This is a genomic window from Daeguia caeni (assembly GCF_042653845.1).
GTDB classification, from domain to species: Bacteria; Pseudomonadota; Alphaproteobacteria; order Rhizobiales; family Rhizobiaceae; genus Brucella; species Brucella caeni.
Genome location: NZ_JBHSEL010000042.1, coordinates 1 through 21160, shown reverse-complemented (window position 1 = coordinate 21160; position 21160 = coordinate 1). Strand labels below are relative to the sequence as shown.

Sequence of the window (21160 nt, the reverse complement as noted above, 5' to 3'; positions counted from 1 at the left end):
TCTGAATGGTGTCTGTGGGTAATTCGGAGATAAATCTTAATCCACGATTCCAACAGACTCTAAGAATCAAAAGATTCCACAAATCTCCTTTCTTTATGAAATCCACTTTGGATAACCGAGCCGGAAAAGCAGAGAAAACGAACAACGAAGATCGAACTGGAAAGCCAATGAAGCGTAAAGTCTTGAAAGTCATTGATGGTGAGTCGGTTTTCCCGCCACCGATCTGGATGATGCGTCAGGCTGGACGCTATCTGCCCGAATATCGCGAAACCCGTAAGAAGGCAGGAAGCTTTCTTGATCTGTGCTATACGCCGGATCTGGCTGTTGAAGTGACCTTGCAGCCAATTCGACGTTTTGGCTTTGATGCTGCCATTCTCTTTTCAGACATTCTGGTTGTCCCGCATGCGCTTGGACGCGACCTTCGCTTTGAAGAAGGCAAGGGGCCATTGATGACGCCGATGGATGCGGACGAGATTTTCTGGCTAGAGACCGAAGGAGCAGCCAAGCGGCTGGAACCTGTTTATGAAACAGTGCGGCTGTTGCGTCGACAATTGCCGGATGAAACAACCCTGCTTGGTTTCTGCGGCGCTCCATGGACAGTTGCGACCTATATGATTGCCGGGCACGGCACACCGGATCAGGCACCGGCACGTCTGTTTGCCTATCGCTTCCCTGAAGCCTTTGAAAAGCTTCTGAATGATCTGGCTGATGTTTCTGCCGAGTATCTGATTGAACAGCTTGAGGCAGGGGCTGATGCTGTCCAGATTTTCGATTCCTGGTCGGGCGTTCTGGATGAAGACTGTTTTGAGCGTTTCTGCATCCGGCCAGTGGCGCGGATCGTGCAAAAGGTTCGTGCTGTTCATCCTGAGGCAAGAATCATAGGCTTCCCAAAGGGAGCAGGAATGCTTTATGCCGGCTATCGTGAAAAGACCGGCGTTGACATGCTGGGGCTTGATTGGTCGGTGCCGCTGTCTTTTGCCGCTGAACTGCAAAAACAGGGGGCAGTGCAGGGCAATCTTGATCCGCTGCGTGTTGTTGCAGGTGGTGAGGCGCTTGATGCCGGCGTGGATGCTATTTTGGCAAATCTTGGAAATGGGCCTTTGGTATTCAATCTTGGGCATGGTATTACACCACAGGCACCGATTGAAAATGTTCACCAGATGATTAAACGCGTTCGCGGAGAGTGAAATGAACCAGACCTTGCCCGAAAACCGTGGCTCAGCGGTTATCATCCGCATGCTGATTGCGCTGCTCGTTGTGGTTGCTGGTGTATGGGCATTGTTTCACGTGAATCCGGACGCGGCCTATCTCTGGGTGAAGGCGGTGCATGTGATTGCCATCATTTCCTGGATGGCAGGCATGCTCTATCTGCCGCGCCTGTTTGTCTATCACAGCGAAGCAAAGATCGGCTCTGACAAGGCGGAAACCTTCAAGATCATGGAACGTAGGCTTTTGCGTTACATCATCAATCCGGCCATGGTGTTGAGCTGGATCACCGGACTCTGGATGGCCTGGGAAATTTATGGTTTCAAGGGCGGCTGGCTGCATGCCAAGCTATTGCTTGTTGTTCTGATGTCGGGTCTGCATGGTTACCTTTCAAAGGCGACGCGCCAGTTTGCCGAAGACAGAAACAGCAAATCTGCAAGGCATTGGCGAATCGTTAATGAAATGCCAACGCTGCTGATGATACTGATTGTCATTCTGGTCATTGTGAAACCTTTCTGATTGCAACTTCAGCTAGAAAAGACTTGATTAATGACAGAAATTCGTCATTCTAGGAGCGCATTGTTTTCAAGAATGATTAGATGAGGCTTGCTCTTCATGCGGCAAACCGATATGAAGGCAGCACTCCCCCTCATGACAGCAGGTTTTCGATGCCGGTCACGCCAGTGACCATCTTTCCGGACAACTGCATTTTCTCCTTATATTTCAAAAGAGTTCCTCATCCATGCAGGAAATGAAATTACAAGAACTTAAAAACAAGACCCCGGTAGAGCTGATTGCCTTTGCCGAAACGCTTGAGGTCGAAAATGCGAGCGCGATGCGCAAGCAAGAACTGATGTTCGCGATCCTCAAGAAGCTCGCTTCTCAGGATGTCGAAATCATCGGCGAGGGCGTCGTGGAAGTGCTGCAGGATGGCTTTGGCTTCCTGCGTTCGGCCGATGCAAACTATCTGCCAGGACCTGACGATATTTATATTTCGCCATCGCAACTGCGCCGCTTCTCGCTGAAGACCGGTGATACGGTCGAAGGTCCGATCCGTGGACCAAAGGAAGGTGAACGCTATTTCGCCCTGCTCAAGGTCAATACGATCAATTTCGAAGATCCGGAAAAGATCCGGCACAAGGTTCATTTCGACAATCTGACGCCGCTCTATCCGAATGAGCGCTTCAAGATGGAGATCGAGAATCCGACCTCCAAGGATCTGTCGCCGCGTGTGATTGATCTGGTTGCGCCTCTGGGCAAGGGCCAGCGCGCTTTGATCGTCGCTCCGCCACGCACGGGTAAGACGGTTCTTTTGCAGAACATTGCCCATTCGATCACTGCAAACCATCCTGAATGTTATTTGATCGTTCTGCTGATTGATGAACGTCCGGAAGAAGTGACGGACATGCAGCGTTCGGTGAAAGGTGAAGTAATTTCCTCAACCTTTGATGAACCGGCCACCCGTCACGTTCAGGTTGCCGAAATGGTGATCGAAAAGGCCAAGCGCCTTGTCGAACATGGTCGCGATGTCGTCATTCTTCTCGATTCTATCACTCGCCTCGGCCGGGCCTACAACACGGTTGTGCCATCATCCGGTAAGGTTCTGACCGGTGGTGTTGACGCAAATGCCCTGCAGCGTCCGAAGCGCTTCTTTGGTGCTGCCCGTAACATTGAAGAGGGCGGCTCGCTCACCATCATTGCAACGGCGCTGATTGATACCGGCAGCCGTATGGACGAAGTGATCTTCGAAGAATTCAAGGGTACGGGTAACTCTGAAATCGTCCTTGATCGCAAGGTTGCCGACAAGCGCATCTTCCCGGCCATGGATATTCTCAAGTCCGGTACCCGTAAGGAAGATCTGCTTGTTCCACGCGCTGATCTGCAGAAGATTTTCGTTCTGCGCCGTATTCTGGCCCCGATGGGCACAACCGATGCAATCGAATTCCTGATCGACAAGCTGAAACAGACAAAGAGCAACAGCGAATTCTTCGATTCGATGAACACCTGATTGGTCTGATTGATCTTTCATACATAAGCCGCATCAGTCAGACTGGTGCGGCTTTTCCTTTATGTTGTGCCAAGCAATAGCTGCAGTTCCTGCGATGTACTGGCTGGTGGCAGACAGACATGTCCTTTGCAAAGCCAGGCAGTCGGACGGGCAACTTGTACCTCGGCACCGGGAAGGTTTATGATCGCATTATGATTGAAGGGGATAATTCTATCCAGCCTGCGCGGATCAGGTGATCGATTCGCCAACGAAACGAGTTCTGAATCGCTGTCGTAATCAGTTATCGTCAAGGAAAGAGGATCAGATAAAAATCTGGTGGCACAAAGAATGCCGATCTGCCCATAATGCTGCCTGAGCGCACGGCCATAAGCACGTTCGGCAACGGCCAGAGCATCCTCGTAAAGATTTAAATCGCCCGTTGCGAGATGAAGGCGGGTGAGGGCTTCAATGATCTGGCTCGTCGCGCTTGGGATTGCTTCATCATGGTCGCCGTAGCTGTGAATGATGACATCATCCGCCAGCAATCCAGTCAATCGATAATCGCCATTGCTGTCGGCATGATCCCGGTCAAGCATCTGCTTGAATGATTGTGCATCGGTCACATAGCTTGGCTCGTCGGTCGCTTCATAAAGCGCAAGTGCTGCATTGATCATTGCAGCATAATCGGTTGACAGGGCAGGGCAGAAAGCCATGCCGTTCATATGAGCATGAGGAAGCATGCCGTCTGATCTGTTCGCGATGATGGCGCGATATGCTTCACGTGCGCAGTTGATCCAGTCATTGCGTCTGAAATGGCGTCCTGTTTCTGCAAGGGCGCGAATGGCAAGACCATTCCAGTCGGTGAGGGTCTTGTCATCCCGGCCGGGCCTGGTGCGTTGTGCACGGGCAATGACCATACGTTCCGAAGCAGCAATGATTTCTGAGGGCTTTTGCGCCGGTTCATTGACCGCATGCAGGCGGTTCAGAATATTGTGGCCTTCCCAGTTTCCGGCTTGCGTCACACCATAATAGGCTTTGAAAAACGCGCTTGTATCGCCTGCAATTCTGTCTATTTCCTCTTCTGACCAGACATAATATTTGCCTTCAACCCCATCACTGTCCGCATCAAGACTTGAGGCAAAACTGCCATCGGGAAGGCGCAATTCACGTAGCAGCCAAGCGACAGTTTCTTCGATTCGGATACGAAACAATTCATCACGGGTCGCGGCATAGGCATGATTGGCATGGCGGAGAAGCTGGGCATTATCGTAGAGCATTTTTTCAAAATGCGGCACCAGCCAGTTTTCATCTGTGCTGTAACGGCATAGCCCGCCGCCCAGATGATCATACATTCCACCCTGAAGCATGGTTTTGAGTGACAGAATGAAGCTGTCGCGATGAGTTTCATTCCGTTCATAGAGCCATGACAGCCATAGTGCATCCATGTAAGGGGCATTGGGGAATTTTGGTGCGCCGCTGATCCCACCCTTGACCTTGTCAATCATGCCATCGAGACGCGCAACCATTGCATCAAACAATGCCGGTTCAATCGGCTGCTGCTGATGTGAAACGGCCAGTTTTGCCTCGACATGCTGGTAAATGGCCTCGCTGTTCTGGTTGATCCTGTCCTGATCCGTAAGCCAGAGATTATGCACTGCGGTCAACACATCGATGATGCCCGGCATATTATGACGCCGATGGCGCGGAAAATAGGTGCCACCCCAGAATGGTTTTCCATCCGGCCGCAAAAACATGGTCAAGGGCCAGCCGCCTTGTTGGCCCATGGCGGTCAGAGCAGCCATATAGATCTGGTCAATATCGGGGCGCTCTTCGCGGTCAACTTTGACATTGATGAAATGGTCATTCATCACCATTGCAACAGCTTCGTCCTCGAAAGATTCATGCGCCATGACATGGCACCAATGGCAGGCTGCATATCCGATCGAAAGCAGGATGGGCTTGTTCTGGGATTTTGCCTCGGCAAGGGTGTCCTTGCTCCATTCCTGCCAGTGAACGGGATTGTCGGCGTGCTGACGCAAATAGGCACTTGCGGCAGAAGAAAGGCAATTCCTGTCTGTCTGTATCTTGCGATCCATTTGGGCAGAGGCCATTGGTCTTTCCTTTCTACGCACGAATGAATAATGATGAGCCTATCAAGGAGAGCAGGAATAGCAATGGACGACTCAAACGCGCATCTCGCCACGATCTTTGCTTTATCAAGTGGCCGCCTGCCTGCAGGAGTGGCTGTCATTCGTGTTTCAGGACAGAAAGTTCGATTCGTTATCGAAACGATCATCGGAGAGGAGCTTGCTGCGCGTTGTGTTCATTATAAATCATTTCGTAGCCGCAATGGTGAAATAATCGATCGGGGCTTGGTTTTATTTTTCAAAGGACCAAACAGTTTTACGGGCGAGGACTGCCTGGAACTGCATCTTCATGGTGGTGTTGCGGTGGTGGAATGCATGTTGCAGGAACTCTCTGCCATACCAGGCTGCCGCATGGCGGAACCGGGTGAATTTACCAGACGTGCATTTGCCAATGGCAAGATGGATCTGACCATAGCTGAAGGCATTGCCGATTTGATTTCGTCCGAAACGGAAGCGCAGCGTCGTTTGGCCATGCAGGTTGCGTCCGGGGCGCAGCGGGAACTTTACACCAATTGGCGACAGCGTCTCATCCAGTTGCGCGCCTATATTGAGGCAGAACTGGATTTTGCCGATGAAAGTGATGTTCCAGGATCGATTTCCGATCAGGTCTGGCAGGCACTAGATGAAATGATCAGGGACATTCAGCAGCATATCGCTTCAGGTAAACGAGCAGCGATGTTGCGTGATGGGCTGAATATTGTCATTGTCGGCGCACCCAATGCTGGCAAATCCAGTCTGTTGAATTGTCTGGCCGGGCGTGATGTTGCCATCATTTCCGATGAGGCTGGCACAACACGCGATCTGCTGGAAGTAAAACTCAATCTGGATGGTATTCCGGTTTACCTTACAGACACAGCCGGCTTGCGCGAGACTGACAGTAAGGTTGAACGTATCGGCATTGAACGCGCATTGGAACGCGTAGCCGATGCCGATCTGGTTTTACTGCTTGAAGATATGAATAATCCGCTTCCTGCTTCGGTCGGTGAAAGCAGGGCAGAGATTTGGTTTGTCGGCACCAAAGCCGATCTCGGGGAACGCCACAATCCCAAATACAATTACCGCATTTCGATCAAGACGGGAGAGGGGCTGGATGCACTCCTGCGCGCGCTGGAAGATTTTGCACGTTCCAAGGTTGGCGAAATCAGCGATGCAGTTCCGACACGTCAGCGCCACATCAACCTGCTGAATGAAACGGTGGATGAGCTGATCACTGCACGCGACAGTATTGATCTACCACTCGAATTGCGGGCGGAAAATCTGCGCCTGGCCTCACAGGCACTTGGACGCATAACCGGCGATGTGGATGTTGAAGAAATTCTGGACGTGATCTTTTCCCAGTTCTGTATCGGGAAATGATTCACGTGAAACATTCGCTTCAGAGGTAGCCTCATATGTTTCACGTGAAACATCTTCTGTGGAATCTCATGGAAGGAATTGACTCTGGCGCAAATTTCTGAGTCACCGCACATTTATCAATCTCGCTGAGCAACCAAATTTTACTTTTGTTTTCGTACGCTTCATGGCAATTATCGCGACTTCTGAATTGAATCGCGCTTATCAGGATGGATCTTATGGGTTCCGCCGTTGAAATGATTTACGATGTCGTTGTTGTTGGTGGTGGGCATGCCGGTTGTGAGGCGGCTGCAGCTTCTGCCCGTGCAGGCGCGCGCACCGCTTTGGTGACACACCGCTTTGATACGATTGGCGTCATGTCGTGTAATCCTGCCATTGGCGGCCTGGGCAAGGGACATCTTGTGCGCGAGATTGATGCACTGGATGGTCTTATGGGTCGCGCAGCCGATATGGCCGGCATTCAGTTCAGACTGTTGAACCGCCGCAAGGGACCAGCTGTCAGGGGACCAAGAACACAGGCTGATCGCAAGCTCTATCGTCTGGCGATGCAGCAACTGATTTCGGAACAGGATAATCTGGACGTTGTCGAAGGTGGTGCAGCGGATCTTCTCGTCAGCGAGGATAACCAGATTTTGGGTGTCGTTCTATCCGATGGTCGCGCCATAAAGTGTGGTGCGGTTGTTCTGACCGCTGGCACATTCCTGAATGGTCTCATTCATATTGGCGAACGCAAATTCCCGGCTGGTCGCATGGGAGAACAACCTGCCTTGGGTCTTTCAGACACTTTGCGGCAATTGGGCTTTTCCGTTGGCCGTCTGAAAACCGGCACGCCGCCGCGTCTTGATGGGCGAACCATTGATTGGGAAAGCCTGGAAATGCAGAAAGCGGATGAGGATCCGGTGCCATTTTCATTGATGACGGATCGAATTACGACACCACAGATTGATTGCGGTATCACAAGAACCTCACCAGAAACCCATGCGATCATTCGCGCAAATCTGCATCGTTCGGCAATGTATTCCGGTTCGATTGAAGGTATTGGCCCGCGTTATTGCCCATCTGTTGAAGACAAGATCGTGAAATTTGGTGATCGTGATGGACATCAGATCTTTCTCGAGCCGGAAGGTCTTGATGATGATACAGTCTATCCGAATGGCATATCGACCTCACTGCCGGAAGATGTTCAGCTTGATATCCTCAAGACTATTCCAGGTCTTGACAAGGCCGTCATGCTGCAGCCTGGCTATGCGATCGAATATGATTTCATTGATCCGAGAGAGCTGCGTCGCAGTCTGGAAACGCGCCGAGTGCGTGGTCTGTTTCTCGCCGGTCAGATTAATGGCACGACGGGTTATGAAGAAGCCGGTGCACAAGGCTTGCTGGCAGGACTCAATGCGGCCAGACGGGCGGGTGGGTCGGAACCGATCATCCTGCAGCGTACCGAAGCCTATATCGGCGTGATGGTGGATGATTTGACAGCACGGGGTGTGACTGAGCCTTATCGCATTTTTACCTCACGTGCCGAATTCCGTCTGTCGTTGCGTGCCGACAATGCTGATCAACGTCTGACACCATTGGCTGATGCTTATGGTATTCTTGGTTCTGCGCGTAAGGCTCGGTTTGAAGACCGGCAGGCCGAACTGGATGCGGCCCGGAATTTGGCAAAAAGCCTGACAATTACACCAAACCACGCCAGCCGTTTTGATCTACATCTCAATCATGATGGCATGCGCCGCAGTGCTTATGCTTTGCTGGCACGGCCGGATGTCAGTGTTGAGCGGCTGAAAGCCATCTGGCCGGAGCTTGGCGCGATCAACCCAAGAGCGGCCGAAGCGCTGGAAATTGAAGCGCAATATGCTGTTTATATGGAGCGCCAGCAGAGTGATATTGCGGTCATGGAGCGTGAAGAACGTTTGCGCATTCCTGCCGATTTCAGCTTTGTGACCATTTCCGGCTTGTCGAATGAACTGAAACAGAAATTGCAAGCACGCAAACCGGAAACGATTGCGGAAGCACAGCGCGTCGATGGTATGACGCCTGCTGCTTTGGCTCTTCTCATTGCGCATATCAAGAAGCAGGGATCTCGCCAGCATATTGCGGAGAGCAGCCTGACTGCGCCGATCGGAGAGCAGGGCGCAGCATGACAGTGGATAATCATTTTTCAAGCTTGCAAAAGATTTATCCGGCTGTTTCACGTGAAACAGTTGACCGTCTGATCGCGTTTGAATCGCTGTTTCGCAAGTGGTCTTCGGCGATCAATCTTGCTTCCGCATCGACATTGGTGGATCTGTGGAATCGTCACATTCTGGATAGCGCGCAGATTTTTCCCTTGGCGCCTCACGCCAAACACTGGATTGACCTTGGTTCAGGTGGCGGATTTCCGGGCATTGTCACGGCCTGCTTCCTGGCGGAATCCGATGGTGCATCGATTGATCTGGTTGAAAGCGCTGGCAAAAAGGCGGCTTTCCTGCGTACGGCTGCAGGGCATTTGTCTGTTCCTGCGCGGGTTCATGCTGCACGCATTGAATCCATGTGGACAAAATTGCCAACGCCAGACATTGTCACGGCACGCGCCCTGGCTTCGCTCGATCAGCTGTTTGTGCTGGCTGAGCCGTGGTTGACCAAGGGGGCAACAGCACTGTTCCAAAAAGGTCGGGATTATGTGCGTGAAATCGAGGAAAGTCGTGTTGGTTGGCGTTTCGATCTGGTAAAACATCAAAGCATAGTCGATCGGACCTCGGTGATATTGGAGATTCGCAATTTGCAGCGAAAATCCAGTTAAGCCATAGGGCTCTGTTCAGGATGTAAGCAGCGGGCGACGGTGATGAGAAAAATGTTCAGAATCATAACCATTGCAAACCAGAAGGGTGGTGTTGGCAAGACAACGACAGCCATCAATCTGGCAACAGCGCTGGCGGCAATTGGTGAAACAGTGCTGATTGTTGATCTTGATCCGCAAGGCAATGCAAGCACGGGCCTTGGCGTTGATCGTCATAATCGTCCATTGTCCAGCTATGATGTGCTGACACAGGCTGCAACTGTACCTGATGCAGCAATGCAGACAGCTGTGCCCAATCTGTTTATCGTACCTTCGACGCTGGATCTTCTGGGTATCGAAATGGAAATTGCATCGGCGCCTGATCGTACCCGTCGTTTGCGCGATGCCCTGCGCTTCGATTCCAGCGTTTCCGAGCGTTTCACCTATATTCTGATTGACTGTCCGCCGTCACTTAATCTGCTGACCTTGAATGCCATGGCCGCTGCTGACTCGGTCATGGTGCCATTGCAGTGCGAATTCTTTGCGCTCGAAGGTCTGAGCCAGCTGTTGCAGACGGTTGAACAGGTGCGTGCGACAATCAATCCGGAACTGATCATTCAAGGCATAGTTCTGACGATGTTTGATAGCCGCAATAATCTTGCATCACAGGTCGTTGATGATGTGCGTTCCTTCATGGGCGAGAAAGTCTATAGAACGGTCATTCCGCGCAATGTGCGTGTGTCTGAAGCGCCATCCCATGGCAAGCCGGCCATTCTGTATGATCTGAAATGCGCTGGCAGCCAGGCCTATCTTCAGCTTGCCTCTGAAGTCATTCAACGTGAGCGTCAGCTGAAGGCAGCATGATGCATACGCAACCAAAAAGATTCGACTCCGTAACGATTGGGAATATACGACAATGAACGACGATCCATCTAAGAAGCGCCTTGGTCGCGGATTGGCAGCTCTGATCGGTGATATTGATCGTCCAGTTGAGGAACACAAGGCGTCAATACCGGTTGAACGTAATATTCCAATCGAATTTGTTACGCGTAACCCACGCAACCCGCGTCGGATGTTTACCGAATCCGAGCTTGATGATCTGGCGCAGTCCATCCGTGAACATGGCGTGGTGCAGCCGATCGTTGTTCGTCCTGCGCCGGGCCAGCCAGACCGGTATGAGCTGATTGCCGGTGAGCGCCGTTGGCGCGCGTCGCAGCGTGCGGGTGTTGATACGATCCCGGTCATCATCCGGGATGTGGATGATCGTGTGGCGCTGGAAATCGCCATTATCGAAAACGTCCAGCGTTCAGACCTCAATCCGGTGGAAGAGGCGCTTGGCTATCAGCAACTTATTGATAATCATGATTATACGCAAAATGATCTGGCCCAGGTCATTGGCAAGAGCCGAAGCCATGTGGCCAATACGCTGCGGCTTTTGAAACTGCCGCAGAAGGTGCAGGATTATATTGTCAGCGGTGAGCTTTCCGCCGGGCATGCGCGCAGTCTGATCACCTTGCGCGATCCCACAGCCGTCGCTGAGCGTATCGTGAAGGAAGGGCTTTCTGTTCGTCAGGTTGAAGCTATTGCTCAAGCCGAAGCACGCGGTGAAACCGAGGTTAAGCCTGCCAAGACCAAGGCGGAAAAGGATGCCGATACGCGAGCGCTTGAAAAGCTGCTTTCGGATGTGACCGGCATGAAGGTGGAAATCAATCACAGGGATCGTGGCGGTGAGGTAAAAATCCGCTACAGTTCGCTGGAACAACTGGATGAAATCTGCCGACGCCTGCAGAACTGATAATTCAGCGTAATCAGCACGAAACGGAACGCGGAGAATAGCTTCCAGATATTCTCCGCGTTTTTATTTTATCATTAATTTCAATATGTTGTATGGTATCAGCGGTTTGTGCGGGCGTTGATTCACTCTATGCTGATCAGTAGGACAAGATCAGATTTGCGAAAATCCCTTCAGCCCTGTCGTCGCCCGCGAGCTTGAAGCGATATTGGGCGGTGGCCTCGATATAGGACATGGGTGCGGTATATTTGTCCTCGCGGAACCACAAGCGTAGGCTCAGGCCGGGGCCGGTTCCCACGGCCCATTTGGGATCGAGCAGATTGTTGTAATTGCTGCCAAAGGCAAGGAACGGTGTCAGAACCAGTCGGTCGCTGATCTCGTCCATGCGGAAGCTGCGGCCAAAGCGGGCCTCGAAGCTGGCAATATTCTGTCTGGCCTCCATGTAACGCACGGCTTCGCCATAGACGGTCCACATCCACCAGGACGGTACATCAACACGCAGATCCGTGCCCTGGCCTTCAGAATAGGCAATGCGCAGCATGGTGTCCTTGGTGGCATATTTGCCGAATGGAACAAGGCGGGCGGCCTCAAGCACGAGGTTATAGTCACGCAGCGGCTTCCAGCGGGCACCGAATGAGCCTTGTGAGGTTTGCCAGCCGGTCTGATTGCCCGCAGTGTCGTCGATGGTGGTGAAATTGCGCGCGAACAGTTCAAACAATGCGCCATCGCGATAACCGATGCCCTTTGGCCGCCAGTAAATTTCGCTGCCAAACTGGGTGGAATTCGGATTGGAGGATTGTTGAGGCGAGCCCGGCGATACGCCAATGGCATTGTGATTGATGCTGAGCGTTGCGCCCCATGTACGCGACAGATCGGCAACTTCACGGCGCAGTTCAAACAGGCGCTGCGGCTCCATGCTTGGGCCGAGGCTGTCAATGGCAGCCTTGAGCAGTTCGATTGCGCGGTCATTGTCATAGATGCGTCGGGCGGCATAGGCGGCATCGATCAGGGACGTGCCGGAGAGCTGGCCTTTCGCCTGGGCAAGGGTGAACTGCTCATTGGCGGTATATTTGTCACCGATGCGGGTTGCGAGATAGGCAAGGTCGATCGGCCGCAGGGTTTTGAACGTACCGTTGGCGAGGGCGGCTTCATAGGTTCTGCGTGCCTGTTCCCTGTCATTGGCCTGAAGCAATGCATCGATCTGCTTGACGGTCTTGTAGCCCTTGTCGGGGACGGATGATGTGAAGCTTATATCGATGGCATTGCCGCGGGCAGCCAGACGGCTGGTACGACCAGATGCAGCCTGGGCCGAGGCAGACTGGAGTTGCAACTCAGCCAGAATCGTGGACTGCATGCGCTTGTACTCTGCATTTTCAGGGGCAAGCGCAATAGCCTTTTTTATGCTGGTCAGAGCAGCGGTGTAGTCTTTAGCCTTATAGGCAGCCAATGCCTGTGTGGCATCATTGTAACCTTCATCGGCAGTGACCGTATCAGGTATGAGCGCGCATCCGCGTCCGTAAGCTGTTTCTCTGCAATCGAGATCTGGCAGCTTGAGCTTTGAGATGGCTTTATCTGTCAGGTTTGCGCCGGCTGTGCGTTCAAAATATGCAATGCGATTGAGGCGAAATGCCTTCAGGGCAGGATCACCCGTAAACTGGGATAGCACTGCGCGTGCCTTGGCATAATCGCCGACAGCAATCAGATAATCGACGGCATTCAGGCGGACATTGTTCAGATCATCGTCACTCATGTCTTCAAGCTTGAGCGCCGCTTCCGTGTCGTGGACGCCTTCGTTGAGTTTATGCTGCTTCAGGCGTGAAAAGCTGCGCAATATGAGTGCAACGGCATCTTCATTATCTGAATCCAGGGTTTCCGTTGCTGCCTGTTCTGCTGCATTCATATTGTTGGCGCGCAATTCAGCCAGAATCAGCAAATGCCTGTAAGCCAGTTGATCCGGCGCGAGTTTGATTGCTTCCTTTGCGCTCTTGATGGCAGCGGGGTAATCTTTGCGTGCCATGGCCTTGTAGATCTCGTTGGCGATGCTGTTGGCAAGCTTGTTCCGGATCTCGTTAGCTTCAGCCTTAGCTGCAGGGATATTGGCTGCAGTTTCAAGAGCGGCTTTCGATTCTGCTGCCGCTTCGTCCGCTTTTCCGGCAGCATTCAATGCGTCAATCAATAAAACCCTGAGGCGGAGCGAGTCTGGACGCTGCCGAATTGCTTCGCGCGCCTTGCTGATTGCGGTTTCATAGTCGCCCTTGTTGAAAGCGTCATAGGCTTCATTGGCGATCCTGAAGGCTGCACCCGATAGTGGCAGATCAAGGACTTCAGTGCCGGACTGCGCGAAAACTGGCAAAGATAATGAAGTGAAAGCAGCCAGAAACAGGACTGGAAGTGCTTTTTTGAATTTGGCTATACGCTGATTCGACAAATAACCATAAGCACAAATCATAACTTCACCAGTACAATATAGTAATTTTTATTCTATTCTTCCAGAATTTCTGATTCTTCCCCGAATCAATAAGTATTGTGAAAATACCACTTAAATTGACATCGTCAAGATTACCGCAAAAAAATTTTAACCATGAAGATTAATGATTTATTAACCATTTTATATTCTTATTTACGTCATTTTTTATTTTTTGGAACTTGATTCTATTGGCTTACGGATTTTGGGCTGCAGTTGGGGTTTTATGAATTTCTGATTGATATCAATGACTTGAATTGATTTTACGGCTTGAACCATGATCCGGCATGGGAGCATTCAGACAAAAGGCGCAGCATCATGCTCTGCGGCGATAAAGGTGGTGCAAAGCGATCCAGCATGTTCGTCTGCATGGATTACAAATACACAACAGTGTTTAATCCCGGGTCATTGTTTGCGTTCAATATTTTGACAAAGCAAACAGTACTATGTTTTCCATGAATAACATTAGTTATTTAGAAATAAATGAATAATGGGGCGGGATAAATAGGCAGCCATCATGTCAAGGCTTCATATGTGATGGCAGAATGCGTTTTGATCCATTGGAGGGGCGACGGCCATTCAATCGGCCAGTGAAACATTCGTCTCATCTGAATCTGGATCGCTGGGAGCGATGCCGGCCTCATTCAGGCGCTCCACAAGGGCAGCCGAAACATAATGCGGACCGTCAAAGATATAGATGTCATAGCCCTGCATGGCCTTGATCTGCGGCAGTAATTCTTCTGCGGTTGCCGCGCGGAATTTACCTTCGCCAAGGGGTCTGAATGCTTCCACAATTACCTTGACGCGATCCTTGCCCAGTTTCTCTGCCAGGGCATCCACATATTCGCGCGCGACAGGCGCGGAGCGCACTTCAACGCCGACACCATCCTGAAAAAAGACGCCAACATCTGAAGGCAGCCATGATGCGATCCATTCGGCTGTGGCTTTGCCGCCAATATTGTAGCCTTCATACAAAGAGATCCATAAGGGGCGGGGCAATTTTTCCAACGCCTTTGCCATCAGCTCAGGCGCTTCTGCCCATGAAGGATCGACCTCAACAGGGAAATAGTAACCTGTGATATTGGTGGGCAGGTTGAGTTTGGTGATTTCGACGGATTTTTCAGCAAGAGAAAGAACATTCTTTCTTGCATTGGGTTCGTTAAATTGCCCGGCCAATCCCAGGATGACATTCCTGGCCCAGGGTTGGCGCGCAATTTCAAGCCAGTCCGTCATGGCATTGGATGACTGCTGACAAGGAACAAAACAGTATCCGTCAACCTCGCTCCACTGAACCAGCAAATGATCGACACCCAGCTTCTGCCAATCACCACGTGGATTGGCAGTTTCAATGGTTGGTTGCCATACGATGCCGTCAACGATCATGGACTGAAACTGGGAACCCGATAAGCGCATTGTCTTGCTCCCAAAGCCGATCACGCCAATGGCAGCAATGCCCACAACAAGGATCGCTGCAGAGAAGAGTATGATCTTGTTGCGTGTCATCGTGTCGCGTCTGACGCCCGCTTTGAGAGGGGTTCCATTGCTAGAACAAAATAGCCGCCCCGGAAACGGCTATAGTGTGATGGCAAAAAGTTACCAATATTTGTCCTGTCGCTGAACAGTGCGCTCGTTTACTCGGCAGCTTGGGCAACAGCATATTTTTTGGCAAGGCGCGCCTGTTCATCCAGTGCCGCCTGCAGGGTTTCCTGTGTGATGACCTTACGTTTGACGAGATAGGCGCCAACCATACCGTCTCGTGAAGGCAGGTAATCATTGAGTGCCTGACGCAAGGCTGTGCGATCGACGGCTCCGTTCTCGATCAGAAGATCACCGAGAAGTGGAACCTTGGCACCGATCACCTTGTCGTCATTGCCATTGCGGAGAATGCGCAGGCCGGCATTGATGTCACGATCCCGTACAATGAACTGCTTTGGCATGTAGCCGAGAGCTGCTTCGATCTGCTTCTGGCCCTCATCCGGCAGGGGGGCAGCCACAGCCAGACGGATATGGTCGCCGTCTTTCGGCGGCAGGGCAATGGCACGCCAGCGAACGGCAAGATCAACCGGGAAGGTATCCCTGGCCGCGAGAATGTCGGATTCGCTGATGGCGATCATGTCGAGACCGGCCTGGAAAGCCACAGCTTCAGCCAGCGTTTCTTCTTCCAGCCAGCCTTCTTCGACCAGAACCCGGCCAAAGGGCACGTTCTTGCTTTTCTGCTTGTCGAGGGCCGCCTGAAGCTGGTTTTCATCAATGGCCTGCCAGAGCACCAGCAATTCGCCAAGCTTGGTGGGGTCTGTGGCAAGCTTTTCTTCGGTCGGGAAGTCGTGCATGGTCTTATCCCATACGAGCGGCTTACCCGTAATCAGATGTGTGAGATATTGCTTCAGTGCGCGCGACATGGCCATGAAGTTGACCGTGTTGCCGACGATCATGCGCGGCATCGACAGGAGGCCGTGCAGAGGGCCGAACACCTGACTGGTGAAATAAACGCGCTGAATGATGCGCAGGGCAAGTGCAATACCATTGGCAATCAGTAGATAGCCAACCCAGCCATGGAAGGCGAGCAGGGGCGGATAGCTGATGTGCAGCAGTCCAGTGGCAAAGCTGATCTGGAACAGGACATATTGCAACAGCAGGATATAGGCGATGATCGTGACAAAGTTTGTGACGACACCCTTGCGGTCACGCATCTGGAAATAGCGGTCAATAAGCGAGCCCTGCCAGCCAAAATAGGCCCATCCCTGGAAACAGATGCCCAATGACCAGCGCGCTTTCTGGCGATAGGACGTCTTGAAGGTGTTGGGGAAATATTCACGCACACCAAGCGGCTGGCGAATGATCACTTCCCGTTCCGGACCAAGGCCAAGCCAGCTCCTGCGCATGACGCGATATTCGACAGGAAAACGGGCGATAATGGAATGCATGCCATGTTTCGCAAGACGCACGCCAATATCGTAATCTTCCGTCAATGTCTGGGTGTTGAATGGCTGATTGTTCGTTTCGGCTGCGAGGGTCAGCAAGGCGCGGCGGGAAAAACAGGTGCCAACACCGGCAGATGGAACCTGCTTGGCCAGAGCCTCACGCACCACCAGATCCTTGCCATGCCATTCGGCGAATTCATCCATGTAGACGCCGGCAACCAGTTCATACCATTTGCGTTCGAGCGAACCGACCGGAATCTGGATCAGATCCTTGCGTGGCAGAAGATAATTGAAAAACTGCAATTCCAGTGGGTGCAGCACATCCTCACTGTCGTGCAGGATTACACCGGCAAATTCATAGCCGTGTTTTTTCTCATGCGCGAAAATCGCCTGCACGATCCAGTTCAGACAGTCTGCCTTACAGGTCGGGCCATCATGCGGAACCTCAACGCGCACCAGCTGCTTGTAGCGGCGGCGCATACGCTCGACTTCCTTGATGGTTGCCGGGTCATTGCGATAGGTGCCGGCAAAAATGGTATAGTTGCGGTAATCCAGCACCTTCACCATGTTTTCCAGCATGGGAGCAATGACGTCATATTCCAGCCAGGCAGGAATCATGATGGCAATATGCTGTTCCGGACGGTTGCGTAACTGCTCGGGCGTCAGAGGCGCATAGCGGCGCTTGACTGTCAGGGAGCGATAAATCTCACGCGTCCAGAAACAGACATCAACAAACAGGTCATCAAGACTGGAAAGCAGAATGATGAACGCGACCACTATGGCCGAATATTCAAGCCAGCTATAATAATCAGCCAACAGATAGGGCCAATAGAGCGACATAGATCTGGTCCATTCAGTGCCAGAGTGACTTGTGAAACCGGAAGTCACTCTGGGACATGGTTACATCTTAAACAATGATTTGTGGCTGCTCAGGGCAGCCATGAGATTAATGGTTGCCCTTGCGCTTGCGTACGATCTGTGCCAGCACGAGCAGGATAAGGAACAGTCCGAACAGGCCGAGGGTCAACAACCAAGAGAAATTGTGCATCCAATATGATGGATCCGTCAATTTTCTCAAGCTGAATCCTTTTTCGTCACCGCCCTGTGTGTCATTGGCATTGAGATAGAGCGGTACGCCGGCACTGTTGACCGAGGCGAGCACGCCCTTGTCTCCCAGCACGGCAACGTCGCCATTGGCCAGATAGAGCAGGTCTTCAAATGCCGGGCCTGCGCCGACATTATTATAGACCAGGCCTGGCTGGTTGTTGTCATTTACGACCTGAACAACGGCAATTTCGTTCTGCCCCTTGACGTCATAGAAGACCTTGCCCTTCTTGTCGGAAATGGAGACGTGATCGCCTTCGACCTTGACGGTTTCCTTGGCGCTCTTGATTGCCACATCAAAGGCCAGGAAAGGTTTGGTTGGCGTCACTGTTGCCGAATTTTCAACCACAACCAGTTCGGCATCGCTCGGCATAATGCCTGCAGCATTGGCGATGCTGATGACGGTGGGCAGGTTCTTGATTGCATTGTTCTGCCATTCCGCCGGGATCATGACACTGGAACTGCCGGCAAGATGCGGTACCAGGGTCGGGAAGTCTTCCGCAGCACCGGCAGGTTTCAGGCGCATATGGCTGCTCGGCAGAACGGCAACAGGATAGGCCTGCGGCGTTTCGCGGCATTCGTCACTGGAGGGCTGGCGCTGGAATTCAACGCGTACGGTATTGCGCGGTTGCAGGGCATAGGTCGGCACGGCAACGGAAATCGTTTCCGGACGGCCATCGGCCTTGAGCTGCTTTGCGCCGAGCAGATAATCATTGATGAACACCGATGCGACCGGCCGTGTTCTGGTTGCACCGGGAGCAGCCGATACGACGACTTCCAGATAATCAGGGATCTTGCCCTGCTCGATGCTGGTGCCAAGATCAAAGGTGGTCGTCCAGTCGCCGCGCGCGACGACATCAAGGCTGTTGGCGGCCTGATTGAGCGATGCAAGCGGAACAATGTCCGAATTTTCTTCCGGCTTGCTGACTTCATTGAGTATCAGCTTTCGGGCGACGGCAGTACGGCGCCACAGTTCACTGAAGAGGCCCGCCGCTTCAGCCGCCGCATCCGGGGCAATGGCGATGACCGGGCGGCCGGCGATGCTGCGTGCCTCGACCATTTTCGAGTCTGGTGCCTTTGCCAGCGCATTGGAGCGCTCGGCCAGTGCATCAATGATGGAAGCTGCTTCCGGGTCTGTTTCAACCAGTTCTGACCTGACGGCGTTGAGTGCGGCCTGAACCCTTGACGAAAGCGATGCGTCGGCCACGGCAATATGCGCGCGCAGGGCAGGGGCGTTGAGCAGGAGCAGTGCGCCGGCTTCAGCCTCATTTTTGAGGGTTACCTTTCCACCCTTTGCGATTGCGGCAAAGGCCGGAATTTGACGCAGTGCTTCCGGAACGTCGATGCCGCTGACATCAACAGTGCTGTCTGCTGACGGCAGGGTGATGACATCAACCATTTTGCCGGCGCGTTCCAGCGCCACGCCAATGCGCCAGGCGGCATCAAAGCTTGCCTTGTCGAGCTTGTCGGAGGCAACAAGCAGGGTGACTTTCTGCGGCAGGGCAGACCAGACCGTGGCAATGTTCCTGATGCTGGAAGGATCATAGCCATATTCCAGATAGGTCTCTGGCGAGATCATCAGGGCATTGCCGATCTGGCGTTCATCCTGGCAGAGCTTTTCGCTCAGGACAGACGCCCAGTTCAGCCCCATGCGGACGAAACCTGATGGACGTGGCGCGCCATCAATGCCGATGACAATGTTGGTTTCGCCTTCTTCGCTGTTCAGCGCACGGCCGGCAACGAGGTCGCCATCAATCGACAGCGTATAGGTGGTGCGGCCACCATCGGCGCGGATATATTTGCCCTTGAGCGACAGGCTTGGCTTGTCCAGGAAGATANCGGCTGCGTGATGCCGAGATCCTTGAGGCTTACTTTTTCATGAATTGTTTTTGAATTTGCAAAGCCGTGTAGTGCATCTGCAACATCGGCAGCATGTGCAAGGCCGGCAAATTGCAGAGAAAGAACGCCCCCGGCAATCGATGAGGCAAGTATTTTGCGATAAGATGATCTAATCATGGTGAACCTACAAGCAGCAACGCGTACGAACAATACTCACGATACAAAAGGCGTTACCGGTTTCCCCAACAGGGAATCGGCAATGCGTCTGGCAGCCAGGCCGTCTCCATAGGGATTTACTGCACGGGCGAATGATGCATAGAGCACTTCATCGTCGAGCAGTGTTGATGTTTCATGGACGATGCGCGCCACATCCGTGCCAACAAGGCGAACGACGCCAGCGGCAATGGCTTCCGGCCGCTCCGTCACGTCACGCATGACAAGAACCGGCTTTCCAAAAGATGGCGCTTCTTCCTGGACTCCGCCTGAATCTGTCAGAATGATATCGGCACGATCCATCAGATAGACGAATGACAGATATTCCTGCGGCTCGATCAGGTGGATATTCTCATGATTGCTCAGCAGTTCCTTCACCGGGCCTTGTACATTCGGGTTGAGGTGAACCGGGTAGACGATCTGCAGGTCTCTGCGCGTGGAAAGTTCGGCCAATGCGCGGCAGATATTGAGAAAGCCGTCGCCAAAGCTCTCACGCCGATGTCCCGTGACCAGCAGAACGCGCTGATCGGGCTTGATGAAAGAGAAACTTTCCTGCAACTGACCGGAGAGAACGGCATCCGTGCGGATGCGTTCGACGGTTTCCTTGAGTGCGTCGATAACCGTATTTCCGGTGACGATGATTTCCCCCTCAATCCGTTCCGAGCGAAGATTGTCTGCGCTTGAGCGCGTTGGTGCGAACAGTTTTGCCGCGCCGACATCAATGATGCGGCGGTTCATCTCTTCCGGCCAGGGCTTCTGAAGATTATAGGTGCGCAAGCCCGCCTCGACATGGCCCACGCGCACATTGCGATGCAGTGCGGCAACACATGCGGCCATGGCAGTCGTCGTATCGCCATGCACCAGCACATAATCCGGCTTGAGCTCATCTAGGATTGGATCAAGGCGCGAGATGACGCGTGCGGTCAGGCCATTGAGGGTCTGATTGGCCTGCATGACATCCAGATCATAGTATGGCGTAATGTTGAACAGGCCAAGCACTTGGTCCAGCATTGTACGATGCTGACCTGTCACACAAGTAAACGGTTCGATTCCTTCGGACGCAATGAGGGCCTTTACAACCGGAGCCATCTTGATGGCCTCTGGCCTGGTGCCAAAGACGGATAGTACACGCATTGTTGCATTCACCTTGTGCAATCTTTGTATGAGCGAACAGCACATGCTCCAGTGAGTTGTCACACAAACTGAGGTAAATAAATTGATCTGAAATATCGGATCGCCAGTTCGCTTTCGTTACATATAACAGTGAGATTAATAAAAGTTTAGCCCGCACAATAAAATAGCAAATTCGTAGCATTCTAAGAGCCCGACCGAAAATTAAGTTGAGCGATTTCAGTAGTTTATGATTCTCTATGTTT

The 21160-nt window shown here is 52.5% G+C and carries 14 protein-coding genes; 8 read left to right on the top strand and 6 right to left on the bottom strand.

What is annotated here, in order from left to right; translation table 11 throughout:
- Nucleotides 1-167: 167 nt before the first annotated feature.
- From hemE to rho, 3 genes are all read left to right on the top strand, one after another.
- On the top strand, nucleotides 168-1187 hold the full coding sequence (gene hemE, locus ACFO1V_RS04315; protein ID WP_374832130.1) for a uroporphyrinogen decarboxylase: 1020 nt from the start codon (nucleotides 168-170) through the stop codon (nucleotides 1185-1187).
- A 1-nt stretch (nucleotide 1188) separates the two neighbouring features.
- The gene (hemJ, locus tag ACFO1V_RS04310; RefSeq protein WP_374832128.1) at nucleotides 1189-1725 is read left to right on the top strand and encodes a protoporphyrinogen oxidase HemJ; all 537 of its coding nucleotides are present in this window, start codon (nucleotides 1189-1191) and stop codon (nucleotides 1723-1725) included.
- A gap of 223 nt (nucleotides 1726-1948) precedes the next feature.
- A complete protein-coding gene (rho, locus tag ACFO1V_RS04305; protein ID WP_374832126.1) occupies nucleotides 1949-3214 on the top strand; it encodes a transcription termination factor Rho in 1266 nt (421 codons plus the stop codon).
- A gap of 59 nt (nucleotides 3215-3273) precedes the next feature.
- Here rho and ACFO1V_RS04300 read toward each other — a convergent pair whose 3' ends face one another.
- Nucleotides 3274-5304 carry a thioredoxin domain-containing protein gene (locus ACFO1V_RS04300; RefSeq protein ID WP_374832124.1) on the bottom strand — a complete coding sequence of 677 codons (2031 nt, stop codon included), beginning with the start codon at nucleotides 5302-5304 and terminating at the stop codon, nucleotides 3274-3276.
- Nucleotides 5305-5367: 63 nt separating this feature from the next.
- Here ACFO1V_RS04300 and mnmE point away from each other — a divergent pair, with 63 nt between their 5' ends.
- From mnmE to ACFO1V_RS04275, 5 genes are all read left to right on the top strand, one after another.
- Nucleotides 5368-6696 carry a tRNA uridine-5-carboxymethylaminomethyl(34) synthesis GTPase MnmE gene (mnmE, locus tag ACFO1V_RS04295; RefSeq protein WP_374832122.1) on the top strand — a complete coding sequence of 443 codons (1329 nt, stop codon included), beginning with the start codon at nucleotides 5368-5370 and terminating at the stop codon, nucleotides 6694-6696.
- A gap of 215 nt (nucleotides 6697-6911) precedes the next feature.
- Complete coding sequence (gene mnmG, locus ACFO1V_RS04290) at nucleotides 6912-8837, top strand: tRNA uridine-5-carboxymethylaminomethyl(34) synthesis enzyme MnmG (RefSeq protein ID WP_374832120.1); 1926 nt, start codon at nucleotides 6912-6914, stop codon at nucleotides 8835-8837.
- Nucleotides 8834-9475 (top strand): 16S rRNA (guanine(527)-N(7))-methyltransferase RsmG, encoded by a 642-nt coding sequence (gene rsmG, locus ACFO1V_RS04285; protein ID WP_374832118.1) that lies wholly within the window; start codon nucleotides 8834-8836, stop codon nucleotides 9473-9475. Before mnmG ends, rsmG begins: the two co-directional genes overlap by 4 nt.
- A gap of 42 nt (nucleotides 9476-9517) precedes the next feature.
- Nucleotides 9518-10315, top strand: coding sequence for a ParA family protein (locus tag ACFO1V_RS04280; protein ID WP_374832116.1), 798 nt, complete (start codon nucleotides 9518-9520; stop codon nucleotides 10313-10315).
- 52 nt (nucleotides 10316-10367) lie between these two features.
- Entirely contained in the window at nucleotides 10368-11246 is an 879-nt protein-coding gene (locus ACFO1V_RS04275; protein ID WP_374832114.1) for a ParB/RepB/Spo0J family partition protein, read from the top strand.
- Nucleotides 11247-11382: 136 nt separating this feature from the next.
- On the opposite strand, the gene ACFO1V_RS04270 is transcribed toward ACFO1V_RS04275, so the two are convergent.
- From ACFO1V_RS04270 to wecB, 5 genes are all read right to left on the bottom strand, one after another.
- Nucleotides 11383-13596, bottom strand: a complete 2214-nt coding sequence (locus ACFO1V_RS04270; RefSeq protein ID WP_374832112.1) for an NfrA family protein — start codon at nucleotides 13594-13596, stop codon at nucleotides 11383-11385.
- A 690-nt stretch (nucleotides 13597-14286) separates the two neighbouring features.
- Nucleotides 14287-15210, bottom strand: coding sequence for an alpha-amylase family protein (locus ACFO1V_RS04265; RefSeq protein ID WP_380075066.1), 924 nt, complete (start codon nucleotides 15208-15210; stop codon nucleotides 14287-14289).
- Between the two features lie 128 nt (nucleotides 15211-15338).
- The gene (locus ACFO1V_RS04260) at nucleotides 15339-17468 is read right to left on the bottom strand and encodes a glycosyl transferase family protein (RefSeq protein ID WP_374832108.1); all 2130 of its coding nucleotides are present in this window, start codon (nucleotides 17466-17468) and stop codon (nucleotides 15339-15341) included.
- Nucleotides 17469-17574: 106 nt separating this feature from the next.
- A complete protein-coding gene (locus tag ACFO1V_RS04255) occupies nucleotides 17575-19383 on the bottom strand; it encodes a hypothetical protein (RefSeq protein WP_380075065.1) in 1809 nt (602 codons plus the stop codon).
- A gap of 401 nt (nucleotides 19384-19784) precedes the next feature.
- Nucleotides 19785-20918, bottom strand: coding sequence for a non-hydrolyzing UDP-N-acetylglucosamine 2-epimerase (wecB, locus tag ACFO1V_RS04250; protein WP_374832104.1), 1134 nt, complete (start codon nucleotides 20916-20918; stop codon nucleotides 19785-19787).
- Between the last annotated feature and the right edge of the window lie 242 nt (nucleotides 20919-21160).

Coding starts and splice junctions, on each gene's coding strand:
- hemE (WP_374832130.1), top strand. CDS start 168: ATGAAGCGTAAAGTCTTGAAAGTCATTGATGGTGAGTCGGTTTTCCCG.
- hemJ (WP_374832128.1), top strand. CDS start 1,189: ATGAACCAGACCTTGCCCGAAAACCGTGGCTCAGCGGTTATCATCCGC.
- rho (WP_374832126.1), top strand. CDS start 1,949: ATGCAGGAAATGAAATTACAAGAACTTAAAAACAAGACCCCGGTAGAG.
- ACFO1V_RS04300 (WP_374832124.1), bottom strand. CDS start 5,304: ATGGCCTCTGCCCAAATGGATCGCAAGATACAGACAGACAGGAATTGC.
- mnmE (WP_374832122.1), top strand. CDS start 5,368: ATGGACGACTCAAACGCGCATCTCGCCACGATCTTTGCTTTATCAAGT.
- mnmG (WP_374832120.1), top strand. CDS start 6,912: ATGGGTTCCGCCGTTGAAATGATTTACGATGTCGTTGTTGTTGGTGGT.
- rsmG (WP_374832118.1), top strand. CDS start 8,834: ATGACAGTGGATAATCATTTTTCAAGCTTGCAAAAGATTTATCCGGCT.
- ACFO1V_RS04280 (WP_374832116.1), top strand. CDS start 9,518: ATGAGAAAAATGTTCAGAATCATAACCATTGCAAACCAGAAGGGTGGT.
- ACFO1V_RS04275 (WP_374832114.1), top strand. CDS start 10,368: ATGAACGACGATCCATCTAAGAAGCGCCTTGGTCGCGGATTGGCAGCT.
- ACFO1V_RS04265 (WP_380075066.1), bottom strand. CDS start 15,210: ATGACACGCAACAAGATCATACTCTTCTCTGCAGCGATCCTTGTTGTG.
- ACFO1V_RS04260 (WP_374832108.1), bottom strand. CDS start 17,468: ATGTCGCTCTATTGGCCCTATCTGTTGGCTGATTATTATAGCTGGCTT.
- ACFO1V_RS04255 (WP_380075065.1), bottom strand. CDS start 19,383: ATGGGGCTGAACTGGGCGTCTGTCCTGAGCGAAAAGCTCTGCCAGGAT.
- wecB (WP_374832104.1), bottom strand. CDS start 20,918: ATGCGTGTACTATCCGTCTTTGGCACCAGGCCAGAGGCCATCAAGATG.